The sequence below is a fragment of the Yokenella regensburgei genome (genome assembly GCF_051486985.1).
Taxonomy (GTDB): Bacteria; Pseudomonadota; Gammaproteobacteria; order Enterobacterales; family Enterobacteriaceae; genus CBFFRJ01.
On the sequence record NZ_JAHVDV010000056.1, the window covers coordinates 1 to 11,783 of the forward strand.

9 protein-coding genes are annotated in these 11,783 nt (G+C 53.7%); 8 read left to right on the top strand and 1 reads right to left on the bottom strand.

Going from position 1 to position 11,783, the window contains the following annotated elements; all coding sequences use genetic code 11:
* Positions 1 to 716 precede the first annotated feature (716 nt).
* Positions 717 to 1,502 carry a DeoR family transcriptional regulator gene (locus KXR87_RS22810; protein WP_437434472.1) on the bottom strand — a complete coding sequence of 262 codons (786 nt, stop codon included), beginning with the start codon at positions 1,500 to 1,502 and terminating at the stop codon, positions 717 to 719.
* Between the two features lie 327 nt (positions 1,503 to 1,829).
* Between KXR87_RS22810 and rbsK the strand changes: the two genes are divergently transcribed.
* The 8 genes from rbsK to dppF all read left to right on the top strand — a co-directional run bounded on the left by rbsK (position 1,830) and on the right by dppF (position 11,448).
* Positions 1,830 to 2,750 (top strand): ribokinase, encoded by a 921-nt coding sequence (gene rbsK, locus KXR87_RS22815; protein WP_437434473.1) that lies wholly within the window; start codon positions 1,830 to 1,832, stop codon positions 2,748 to 2,750.
* 30 nt (positions 2,751 to 2,780) lie between these two features.
* A complete protein-coding gene (fucP, locus tag KXR87_RS22820) occupies positions 2,781 to 4,097 on the top strand; it encodes an L-fucose:H+ symporter permease (protein WP_437434474.1) in 1,317 nt (438 codons plus the stop codon).
* A gap of 11 nt (positions 4,098 to 4,108) precedes the next feature.
* Positions 4,109 to 5,122 (top strand): aldose 1-epimerase family protein, encoded by a 1,014-nt coding sequence (locus tag KXR87_RS22825; RefSeq protein WP_437434480.1) that lies wholly within the window; start codon positions 4,109 to 4,111, stop codon positions 5,120 to 5,122.
* Positions 5,123 to 5,744: 622 nt separating this feature from the next.
* Positions 5,745 to 7,352 carry a dipeptide ABC transporter periplasmic-binding protein DppA gene (gene dppA, locus KXR87_RS22830; protein ID WP_437434475.1) on the top strand — a complete coding sequence of 536 codons (1,608 nt, stop codon included), beginning with the start codon at positions 5,745 to 5,747 and terminating at the stop codon, positions 7,350 to 7,352.
* 160 nt (positions 7,353 to 7,512) lie between these two features.
* The gene (gene dppB, locus KXR87_RS22835; protein ID WP_437434476.1) at positions 7,513 to 8,532 is read left to right on the top strand and encodes a dipeptide ABC transporter permease DppB; all 1,020 of its coding nucleotides are present in this window, start codon (positions 7,513 to 7,515) and stop codon (positions 8,530 to 8,532) included.
* 9 nt (positions 8,533 to 8,541) lie between these two features.
* Positions 8,542 to 9,444, top strand: coding sequence for a dipeptide ABC transporter permease DppC (dppC, locus tag KXR87_RS22840; protein WP_437434477.1), 903 nt, complete (start codon positions 8,542 to 8,544; stop codon positions 9,442 to 9,444).
* A gap of 10 nt (positions 9,445 to 9,454) precedes the next feature.
* Positions 9,455 to 10,438 (top strand): dipeptide ABC transporter ATP-binding protein, encoded by a 984-nt coding sequence (gene dppD / locus KXR87_RS22845; protein WP_437434478.1) that lies wholly within the window; start codon positions 9,455 to 9,457, stop codon positions 10,436 to 10,438.
* Positions 10,435 to 11,448 carry a dipeptide ABC transporter ATP-binding subunit DppF gene (gene dppF / locus KXR87_RS22850; protein WP_437434479.1) on the top strand — a complete coding sequence of 338 codons (1,014 nt, stop codon included), beginning with the start codon at positions 10,435 to 10,437 and terminating at the stop codon, positions 11,446 to 11,448. Before dppD ends, dppF begins: the two co-directional genes overlap by 4 nt.
* The last annotated feature ends 335 nt before the right edge of the window (positions 11,449 to 11,783 follow it).

Genomic DNA, 11,783 nt, shown 5'->3' on the forward strand with positions numbered 1-11,783 from the left:
CGGGGGAGGGTGCTGCATGGGAGTGCGGCATATGAGGTGAACGGAACGATTCCACCTGAGGTAAGCGGAACCCTTAGGGCCAGTCACCCACAGTCCCCTCACCCCGGCCCTCTCCCCAAAGGGGCGAGGGGGAAAAGCGTGCCCGGTTTAGCATGTGAGGTGAACGGAACCGTTCCACCAGGGGTAAGCGGAACCCTTAGGGCCAGTCACCCACAGTCCCCTCACCCCGGCCCTCTCCCCAAAGGGGCGAGGGAGAAAAGCGAGCCCGGTTTAGCATGTGAGGTGAACGGAACGACTCCACCAGAGGTAAGCGGAACCCTTCGGGCCAGTCACCCACGGTTCCCCTCACCCCGACCCTCTCCCCRAAGGGGCGAGGGAGAAAAGCGAGCCCGGTTTAGCATATGAGATGAACGGAACCCTTCCAGCGAGTCACCCGCAGTTCCCCTCATCCCGACCCTCTCCCCAAAGGGGCGAGGGAGAAAAGCGTGCCCGGTTTAGCACGTGAGATGAACGGAACCCTTCGGCCCAGTCACCCACGGTTCCCCTCACTCCGACCCTCTCCCCAAAGGGGCGAGGGAGAAAAGCGTGCCCGGTTTAGCACGTGAGATGAACGGAACCCTTCGGGCCAGTCACCCACAGTCCCCTCACTCCGACCCTCTCCCCAAAGGGGCGAGGGCGAAAAGCGTGCTCAACGTTGCGCTTGAGCACGTCATCCCTTACTCCCCCTCTGAATCCGGCGTAATCACTTTTACCGAGCCATTACGGCAATGCGCCGCATAATCTACCGGCAGCGGTCTGTCGCTAATCAACACATCAAACGCCGACAGCGGACCAATACTCGCGGGAGCCACTTCATCAAACAAGGCATGACGGGCGAGCAGAACCTTACGTAAACCACGATCCATGGCTTTGCGTTTGGTCGCCAGATCCTCAGGATTAAACCAGCTCACGCCAAAATGCTCATGCACGCCACTGGCGGAAATAAACACTTTACGGGGGTTAAGCGCATCAAGTGCAGAAGGATTATTGGTATCGTAAAAGGCATCACTTTTTGCGCGATAGGTTCCGCCGCACAGCACCGCCGTGGCATGAGGTTTCTCATTGAGGGCGACAAACACACGGTGTGAGTAGCAGATCCCGGTAAAGGTGATGTCGTCAGGGATCATACTGATGACCAGCGGCATTTCGGGGCCATTATCAAAGAAGACCAGGTCATTTTCGCTCACCAGCCCTGCCGCCAGAATCGCGACGGGTAAATCATCGCGGTGATGGGCGCGGTGAGCGGGCGCGGGTGCAGGGGAAGACGAGGCGGGTTTATTCACCATCACAATGTATCCACCGAGCAGGGTGAGCGGTAATGGTTCATCATCCTGACTGAGGTCGCGGCGGATGGTCATGACGGAGACTTCCAGCATGCGGGCCGCCTCTTTCAGATGGATGCGGTCAGTCTTCTTCAGCAGCTCCAGCAGACGCCGGATACGTTCTTTTTGCTTTGTTTCCATTCGCTTTCCCGCCTGTGGTCGTGCATATGTTCCATTAGTAACATTTTTGTGGCTTCAGGAACATCACCCTGGTGCACTACTATACTGCCCGGCCAGCCTAATTAAAAGTAGGATGACTGAGGTTTATCTTTAATTTTATTCTATATATTTCATATTCTTATGATTATTTTAATCATTCTTCCCACGATTAAACATATAAATACTGCCTGGTAATTAATCAAAAAAATGATCCTGTAATCGCGATCATAATCACAAATGATACGGAAGTAACATGCTAATGTTATTTTAATATCATTGTTGCGTGATTGTTTCTAAGAGGTAGTAAAAATGGATATCGCGGTTATCGGCTCAAACATGGTTGATCTCATTACTTACACCAATCAGATGCCGAAAGAGGGGGAAACACTCGAAGCGCCAGCGTTCAAAATCGGGTGCGGTGGTAAAGGGGCGAATCAGGCCGTTGCGGCAGCTAAACTCAACTCTAAAGTGTTAATGCTGACCAAAGTCGGGGACGATATTTTCGCGGATAACACCATTCGCAATCTTGAATCCTGGGGTATTAATACCACCTATGTTGAAAAAGTACCCTGTACCAGCAGCGGCGTGGCACCTATTTTTGTCAACGCTAACTCCAGCAACAGCATTTTAATTATCAAAGGTGCGAATAAATTTCTCTCGCCTGAGGATATCGACAGAGCTGCGGAGGACTTAAAAAAATGCCAGCTGATTGTCCTGCAACTTGAAGTACAACTGGAGACGGTATACCACGCGATCGAATTCGGCAAAAAACATGGCATAGAAGTGTTATTAAATCCGGCACCTGCATTGCGTGAATTAGATATGTCTTATGCCTGCAAGTGTGATTTCTTCGTGCCAAATGAAACCGAGCTGGAAATACTTACCGGTATGCCAGTGGATACCTACGATAATATCCGTGCAGCGGCCCGTAGTCTGCTCGATAAAGGGCTGAACAATATTATTGTTACCATGGGCGAAAAAGGGGCACTCTGGATGACCCGTGATAAGGAAGTTCATGTACCCGCGTTCAGGGTTAACGCTGTTGATACCAGTGGTGCGGGCGATGCATTCATCGGCTGTTTTGCCCACTATTATGTCCAGAGCGGCAATGTTGAAGCTGCGATGAAAAAAGCAGTCCTGTTCGCGGCATTCAGCGTCACTGGAAAAGGCACCCAGTCTTCTTATCCGAGTATTGAACAATTTAATGAATATCTGTCCTTAAACGAATAACAACCACCCTGCAAAGTAAAAGGTAGCACTATGAACGATAAAAACATCATTCAGATGCCCGACGGGTATCTGAATAAGACCCCTCTGTTCCAGTTTATTTTGTTATCCTGTTTATTCCCGCTCTGGGGATGCGCAGCGGCTTTAAATGATATTCTGATTACGCAGTTTAAAAGTGTATTTTCACTCAGTAACTTTGCCTCCGCATTAGTACAGAGTGCATTTTATGGTGGCTATTTCTTAATTGCGATCCCGGCCTCCCTGGTCATTAAAAAAACCAGTTATAAAGTGGCGATATTAATCGGCCTGACACTTTATATTGTCGGCTGTACGCTCTTTTTCCCGGCCTCGCACATGGCCACCTATACCATGTTCCTTGCGGCCATTTTTGCCATCGCAATCGGCCTGAGTTTTCTGGAAACTGCAGCCAATACCTACAGCTCAATGATTGGCCCGAAGGCACACGCCACGCTGCGCCTGAACATCAGTCAGACGTTTTACCCGATTGGCGCGGTAGCGGGCATCCTGCTTGGTAAATACCTGGTCTTTTCGGAAGGGGAAAGCCTGGAAAAACAGATGGCAGGGATGAATGCGGAGCAGATCCATAACTTCAAAGTACTGATGCTGGAAAACACCCTTGAGCCCTACAAGTACATGATCATGGTACTGGTGGTAGTGATGGTGCTTTTCATGCTGACCCGCTTCCCGACCTGTAAAGTGGCGCAGACGGCAAACCACAAGCGCCCGTCAGCAATGGAAACTCTGCGTTATCTGGCGAGCAATGGACGTTTTCGTCGCGGTATTGTGGCGCAGTTCCTCTATGTCGGTATGCAGGTTGCTGTCTGGTCTTTCACCATTCGCCTTGCCCTGGAGCTGGGTGACATCAACGAACGTGATGCCTCCAACTTTATGGTCTACAGCTTCATCTGTTTCTTTATTGGCAAATTTATCGCCAACATTTTGATGACGCGCTTCAACCCGGAAAAAGTGTTGATCTTATACTCCGTCATCGGCGCGCTGTTCCTGGCGTATGTGTCGCTGGCACCAAGCTTCAGCGCCGTCTATGTGGCTGTACTGGTGAGTGTGCTGTTCGGACCCTGCTGGGCCACCATTTATGCAGGCACGCTGAATACGGTGGATAACGAACATACCGAGATGGCAGGCGCCGTGATTGTGATGGCGATTGTCGGTGCGGCGGTCGTCCCGGCAATTCAGGGCTACGTGGCGGACATGTTCCACTCCCTGCAGCTCTCGTTCCTCGTTTCCATGCTGTGCTTTGTCTACGTTGGCCTCTACTTCTGGCGCGAAAGCAAAGTACGCAATGATGTGACCGAAGCGACGGCTTCTTAAGGAGAATCATGATGACAACGCGTCTTCCCTTATGGCGTTCACTGTTTACAGAACAGCCACGCATCCTGCTGGAAAACAGCGACTTCAGGGTGAGTGCCTTTCGCTATGCCAGCGGTGTGGAAGGGCTGAAAGTGCAGAACAGCCGTGGTCATCTCGTCATTCTGCCCTGGATGGGGCAGATGATTTGGGATGCCGAATTTGACGGCCATGATCTGACTATGCGCAACATGTTCAGCCAGCCAAAACCAGCAACGGAGGTGGTGGCAACCTACGGCTGCTTCGCTTTCCACTCCGGCTTGCTGGCGAACGGCTGCCCGTCACCGGAAGATACCCACCCCCTGCACGGCGAGATGGCCTGTGCCGCGATGGACGAGGCCTGGATCGAGATTGACGAGGAGAGCCTGCGCATTAGCGGGCGCTATGAATATGTGATGGGTTTTGGTCATCATTACCAGGCCCGGCCCGGGGTAGTCCTGCGTAAAGCGAGCGCATTGTTTGATATTGAGATGGCGGTGACCAACCTGGCTTCAGTGGCCATGCCGCTACAGTACATGTGCCATATGAACTATGCCTATGTGCCAGAGGCGACCTTCAGCCAGAATATCCCGGATGAGGCTTTAACGCTGCGCGAGTCGGTGCCGGCACACGTGAAGCCCACCGAACAGTGGCTGGCCTTCAACCAGCGGATTTTACAGGGAGAAGCGACCCTGACCAGGCTGAACGAGCCGCAGTTCTACGATCCGGAAATCGTCTTCTTTGCCGATAAACTGGACGACATTACTGAAACGCCGGAATTTCGCATGACGGCGCCGGATGGCACGACGTTCATGACCCGGTTCTCAAGTGCCGAACTGAATTACGTTACCCGCTGGATCCTGTATAACGGCGATCAGCAGGTGGCAGCGTTTGCGCTGCCGGCGACCTGCCGCCCGGAGGGGTTTCTTGCCGCTCAGCGTAATGGCTCATTAATCGAACTGGCACCCCAGCAGACTCGCTCGTTTACGGTTACTACCGGCATTGCTTAATGGCGTTCAGCTAAGGGTTTTGCCCGGCGAATGTTACTTTTCTCACATCGCCGGGCGAAAAAAGTCCCATTTTTTAACCCAACGTTAACCTTATTTCTCCCTGTCAGGTCACTGTTTTGTGACATATTCCATTGTATTTTTTTATATATAGTTAAATCTTTTTTCGCGTTGCTTATGGATAGCGGCAGCATTTTACGCTGTGCGTTTTAACGTTCGCGGTATTTATCGCTCACATATTCAGCATTTCGTCAGAAATTTTTCATTATCTGTACAAACGATAAACACCATAGAGAGTAAATTCTTAAGGGCATTATTCTGCTTTGTGGCCTGTAGCACAAATTTACCTGCTGAAAATAGTGGCCTGAAGTTTTTTTTAACTTTGTTTGTTGATTCGCATCAATGATGTAAATCCCCGTTACCTGTATTGACGTTTTGACATTCTATTGACAGATTGTAGGGCATGAGGGGCATTTCATGGAGAATCTGCACTGCAACTCAGTCAACCTCGTGAAAGGATTTCCCATCTCTCATAACTGCCGATAAGTCCAGGTAAAAAATAAATAAAGGCCTGTCGGATAACCCTTCGCAAGGGTAACAACACATATCACATTGGAGCAGAATAATGAGTATTTCCTTGAAGAAGTCAGGGATGCTGAAGCTCGGTCTTAGCCTGGTGGCGCTGACCGTGGCTGCAAGCGTGCAGGCAAAAACCCTGGTTTATTGTTCAGAAGGATCCCCTGAAGGCTTTAACCCACAGCTTTTCACCTCTGGTACAACTTACGATGCAAGCTCGGTGCCGATTTATAACCGTCTGGTTGAATTTAAAACCGGTACTACCGAGGTGATTCCTGGCCTGGCTGAGAAGTGGGAAGTCAGCGAAGATGGCAAAACCTACACCTTCCACCTGCGTAAAGGCGTGAAGTGGCAGGACAACAAAGCATTCAAACCGACGCGTGAATTCAACGCGGATGACGTGGTTTTCTCCTTTGATCGTCAGAAAAACGATCAGAACCCGTATCACAAAATCTCTGGCGGCAGCTATGAGTACTTCGAAGGCATGGGCCTGCCTGATCTGATAAGCGAAGTGAAGAAAGTGGACGACAATACCGTTCAGTTCGTCCTGACCCGCCCGGAAGCGCCGTTCCTGGCAGACCTCGCGATGGACTTCGCCTCCATTCTTTCCAAAGAATATGCTGACAACATGCTGAAAGCCGGCACGCCGGATAAAGTGGACCTCGACCCGATTGGTACTGGTCCGTTCCAGCTGCAGCAATACCAGAAAGACTCCCGTATTCTGTACAAAGCGTTTGAAGGCTTCTGGGGCACCAAGCCGAAGATTGATCGCCTGGTCTTCTCCATCACGCCTGACGCCTCCGTACGTTATGCCAAACTGCAGAAAAATGAGTGCCAGGTTATGCCGTACCCGAACCCGGCTGACATTGCACGTATGAAGCAGGACAAAAACATCAACCTGCTGGAGCAGGCGGGTCTGAACGTCGGCTATATGTCCTTTAACACCGAGAAAAAACCGTTTGATGACGTGAAAGTGCGTCAGGCGCTGACTTACGCGGTGAACAAAGAAGCTATCATCAAAGCGGTTTACCAGGGTGCTGGCACCGCGGCGAAAAACCTGATTCCACCAACCATGTGGGGCTACAACGACGACGTTAAGGATTACACCTACGACGTTGAGAAGGCGAAACAGCTGCTGAAAGAGTCTGGCCACGAGCAAGGCTTCACCGTTGAGCTGTGGGCCATGCCGGTACAGCGTCCTTACAACCCGAATGCTCGCCGTATGGCTGAGATGATTCAGGCTGACTGGGCGAAAGTGGGCGTGCAGGCTAAGATCGTCACCTACGAGTGGGGCGAGTACCTCAAGCGTGCGAAAGCTGGCGAACACCAGGCTGTGATGATGGGCTGGACCGGCGACAATGGGGACCCGGATAACTTCTTCGCCACCCTGTTCAGCTGTGCGGCTGCGAAAGATGGCTCCAACTACTCTCGCTGGTGTTACAAGCCGTTTGAAGATCTGATTCAACCGGCACGTGCGACCGACGACCACAACAAACGCATCGAACTGTACAAACAGGCTCAGGTAGTAATGCATGACCAGGCGCCGGCGCTGATCGTGGCTCACTCCACCGTGTATGAACCAGTGCGTAAAGAAGTGAAAGGCTATGTGGTTGATCCGCTGGGCAAACATCACTTCGAAAACGTGTCAGTCGAATAATAAGTCGTATTTTCTCCCTCTTCTGTTGGGAGAGGGCAGGGGTGAGGGCTTTGTATGCTTCCCCTCACCCTACCCCTCTCCCTTTGGGAGAGGGAATTTACATTTGTGAGCAATACAGACCACAGCCCCTGGTTGTGCGTCATTACAGAGAATCCGGGTTATGTTGCAGTTCATCCTCCGACGTTTAGGGCTCGTCATCCCTACGTTTATCGGTATCACCCTTCTCACCTTTGCCTTTGTCCATATGATCCCCGGCGATCCGGTGATGATCATGGCGGGTGAGCGTGGCCTCTCCCCTGAGCGTCATGCTCAGCTGCTGGCGGAGCTGGGCCTTAACAAGCCGCTGTGGGAACAATACGTCAACTATGTGTGGGGTGTGTTGCACGGTGATTTAGGCATCTCCCTTAAAAGCCGTCTCCCGGTGTGGGACGAGTTCGTACCGCGTTTTAAAGCGACGATGGAACTCGGTATCTGCGCCATGATCTTCGCCGTTGCCGTGGGTATCCCGGTAGGCGTACTGGCTGCGGTAAAACGCGGCTCTATTTTCGACCATACCGCCGTCAGTATCGCGCTGACCGGTTACTCTATGCCTATCTTCTGGTGGGGCATGATGCTGATTATGCTGGTCTCGGTGCAGCTTAATCTGACGCCTGTCTCCGGGCGCGTGAGTGACATGGTGTTCCTTGACGACAGTAACCCGCTGACCGGTTTCATGCTGATTGATACGGCCATCTGGGGCGAAGAAGGCAACTTTATTGATGCCCTCGCGCACATGATTCTGCCTGCCGTAGTGCTCGGAACCATTCCCCTGGCGGTGATTGTGCGTATGACGCGCTCCTCCATGCTGGAAGTGCTGGGTGAAGATTACATCCGAACCGCGCGCGCCAAGGGGCTGACCCGCATGCGTGTCATCATCGTGCATGCGCTGCGTAATGCGATGCTGCCGGTCGTGACCGTTATCGGTCTGCAGGTAGGTACGTTGCTGGCAGGGGCCATTCTGACGGAAACCATCTTCTCGTGGCCGGGCCTTGGGCGCTGGCTTATTGACGCGCTGCAGCGCCGTGATTATCCGGTGGTGCAGGGCGGGGTATTGCTGGTCGCAACGATGATTATTGTCGTCAACCTGTTGGTCGACCTGCTCTACGGCGTGGTGAACCCGCGTATTCGGCATAAGAAGTAAGGGGCCATCATGTCACAAACCACTGAAACTAAAGTTATTACTGCACCGGTGCCTATGACGCCGCTGCAGGAGTTCTGGCACTATTTCAAACGTAACAAGGGCGCGGTTGTCGGCCTGGCTTATGTAGTTATTATGCTGCTGATCGCCATTTTTGCTAACGTGATTGCGCCGCATAACCCGGCGGAACAGTTCCGTGATGCGCTGCTGGCTCCGCCGGTCTGGCAGGATGGCGGCACCTGGTCGCATATTCTGGGGACCGATGATGTGGGCCGCGATACGCTGTCTCGTCTGATGTTCGGTGCGCGCCTGTCGCTGCTGGTTGGCTGCCTGGTCGTTGTGCTGTCGCTGGTGATGGGGATTATTCTCGGACTGGTTGCAGGATACTTCGGCGGTATCGTGGATACCGTCATCATGCGTGTTGTGGACATCATGCTGGCGCTGCCGAGCCTGCTGCTGGCGCTGGTGCTGGTGGCCATCTTCGGTCCGTCGATCGTTAACGCCTCGCTGGCGCTCACCTTTGTCGCCCTGCCGCACTACGTTCGCCTTACCCGCGCGGCGGTGCTGGTGGAGGTGAACCGCGACTACGTTACCGCTTCCCGCGTGGCGGGTGCCGGTGCGATGCGTCAGATGTTTGTTAACATTTTTCCTAACTGCCTTGCGCCGCTGATTGTTCAGGCGTCGCTCGGCTTCTCGAACGCCATTCTCGACATGGCCGCCCTTGGCTTCCTTGGCATGGGTGCGCAGCCGCCAACACCGGAGTGGGGCACGATGCTCTCCGACGTGTTGCAGTTCGCACAGAGTGCCTGGTGGGTCGTGACCTTCCCGGGTCTGGCGATCCTGCTGACGGTGCTGGCATTTAACCTGATGGGTGACGGCCTGCGTGATGCGCTCGATCCTAAACTGAAGCAGTAAGAGGTTCGAGATGGCGTTATTAAATGTAGATAAATTGTCGGTGCACTTCGGTGACGAAGGGGCCGCATTCCGCGCCGTAGACCGTGTGAGCTACAGCGTAAATCAGGGTGAAGTGGTCGGTATTGTGGGTGAGTCGGGTTCCGGTAAGTCGGTAAGCTCACTGGCAATCATGGGTCTGATTGACTTCCCTGGCCGCGTGATGGCGGAGAAACTGGAGTTTAATGGTCAGGATCTGAAACGTATTTCGGAAAAAGAGCGCCGTAGTCTGGTGGGTGCCGAAGTGGCGATGATTTTCCAGGACCCGATGACCAGCCTTAACCCGTGCTATACCGTCGGTTTTCAGATTATGGAAGCGATTAAGGTCCATCAGGGCGGCAACAAGAAAACCCGCCGTCAGCGCGCCATCGACCTGCTCAACCAGGTCGGTATCCCTGATCCGGCTTCGCGTCTGGATGTTTATCCGCACCAGCTTTCCGGTGGGATGAGCCAGCGCGTAATGATCGCGATGGCGATTGCCTGTCAGCCAAAACTGCTGATTGCCGATGAGCCGACGACCGCGCTGGACGTGACCATCCAGGCGCAGATCATCGAACTGCTGCTCGAATTGCAGCAGAAAGAGAACATGGCGCTGATCCTGATTACGCACGATCTGGCGCTGGTGGCAGAAGCCGCGCACAAAATCATTGTGATGTACGCAGGTCAGGTGGTGGAGACGGGTGCGGCGACGGATATCTTCCGTGCACCGCGTCACCCTTATACCCAGGCGCTGTTGCGAGCGCTGCCGGAGTTTGCGCAGGACAAAGCCCGTCTGGCCTCCCTGCCGGGCGTGGTGCCCGGCAAGTATGACCGTCCGAGCGGCTGTCTGTTAAACCCGCGCTGCCCCTATGCCACCGACAAATGCCGTGTTGATGAGCCAGATTTGAATACGCTGGCGGATGGACGTCAGTCTAAATGCCACTACCCACTCGATGATGCCGGGAGGCCGACCCTATGAGTACGCATGAGGCCACCACGCAGCAACCGCTGTTGCAGGCCATTGATCTGAAAAAACATTACCCGGTGAAGAAGGGGCTGTTTGCCCCGGAACGCCTGGTTAAAGCGCTGGACGGGGTATCGTTTACCCTTGAGCGCGGTAAAACGCTGGCGGTGGTGGGGGAGTCGGGCTGCGGTAAATCCACGCTGGGTCGCCTGCTGACGATGATCGAAACCCCAACCGGGGGCGAGCTCTACTATCAGGGCCAGGATCTGCTCAAGCACGATCCACAGGCGCAAAAACTGCGCCGGCAGAAAATCCAGATTGTGTTTCAGAACCCCTACGGTTCGCTGAACCCGCGTAAAAAAGTGGGACAGATTCTGGAAGAGCCGCTGCAAATTAACTCGGCCCTGAGTAAAGCCGAGCGTCGTGAGAAAGCGCTGGAGATGATGGCGAAGGTCGGCCTGAAAACCGAACATTATGACCGTTACCCGCATATGTTCTCCGGTGGTCAGCGTCAGCGTATCGCTATTGCCCGTGGTCTGATGCTTGACCCGGACGTGGTTATCGCTGATGAACCGGTTTCCGCCCTGGACGTCTCCGTACGTGCGCAGGTGCTGAACCTGATGATGGACCTGCAACAGGATTTAGGGCTATCGTATGTCTTTATCTCGCATGACCTGTCGGTGGTGGAGCATATTGCCGATGAAGTGATGGTGATGTACCTCGGTCGCTGCGTTGAGAAGGGCACCAAAGAGCAGATTTTTTCTAATCCGCGCCATCCCTACACTCAGGCGCTGCTTTCTGCGACCCCTCGTCTGAACCCGGACGATCGTCGTGAGCGCATTAAACTGACAGGTGAGCTGCCAAGCCCGCTCAACCCACCGCCGGGTTGTGCGTTCAACGCCCGCTGCCGTCGTCGCTTTGGGCCTTGTACTCAGTTGCAGCCGCAACTGAAGGATTATAATGGCCAGCTGGTCGCCTGCTTTGCGGTCGATCAGGATGAAAATGGCGAGAAGCCGCACGTCTGAGTGCAGATGTGGGAAATTAATTAACCGGTGCCAGTGCGCCGGTTTTTTTATGAGCGCAGGAGCAGCGACGGTTCTCTTTCCCTGAGGGAGAGGGTGAGGGGGGGATGCGGGCACGGTCCATCCCCTCGCCCCTCTGGGGAGAGGGTCAGGGTGAGGGGGAAATTGTACACGGGCACGGTCCATTCCCTCGCCCCTTTGGGGAGAGGGCCAGGGTGAGGGGAGAATTCCGCACGGATGCGAAAGGGATTATTCAGGTTGCATGGACTCGTCCCATGCAGGCTACGTGGAATGGTTCCGTTCACCGTAAGTTCATTTTTCTCTGCAACCACCGCACC

Excerpts from the sequence above, each read along its gene's own strand:
- KXR87_RS22810 (WP_437434472.1), bottom strand. The coding sequence starts at position 1,502 with ATGGAAACAAAGCAAAAAGAACGTATCCGGCGTCTGCTGGAGCTGCTG.
- rbsK (WP_437434473.1), top strand. The coding sequence starts at position 1,830 with ATGGATATCGCGGTTATCGGCTCAAACATGGTTGATCTCATTACTTAC.
- fucP (WP_437434474.1), top strand. The coding sequence starts at position 2,781 with ATGAACGATAAAAACATCATTCAGATGCCCGACGGGTATCTGAATAAG.
- KXR87_RS22825 (WP_437434480.1), top strand. The coding sequence starts at position 4,109 with ATGACAACGCGTCTTCCCTTATGGCGTTCACTGTTTACAGAACAGCCA.
- dppA (WP_437434475.1), top strand. The coding sequence starts at position 5,745 with ATGAGTATTTCCTTGAAGAAGTCAGGGATGCTGAAGCTCGGTCTTAGC.
- dppB (WP_437434476.1), top strand. The coding sequence starts at position 7,513 with ATGTTGCAGTTCATCCTCCGACGTTTAGGGCTCGTCATCCCTACGTTT.
- dppC (WP_437434477.1), top strand. The coding sequence starts at position 8,542 with ATGTCACAAACCACTGAAACTAAAGTTATTACTGCACCGGTGCCTATG.
- dppD (WP_437434478.1), top strand. The coding sequence starts at position 9,455 with ATGGCGTTATTAAATGTAGATAAATTGTCGGTGCACTTCGGTGACGAA.
- dppF (WP_437434479.1), top strand. The coding sequence starts at position 10,435 with ATGAGTACGCATGAGGCCACCACGCAGCAACCGCTGTTGCAGGCCATT.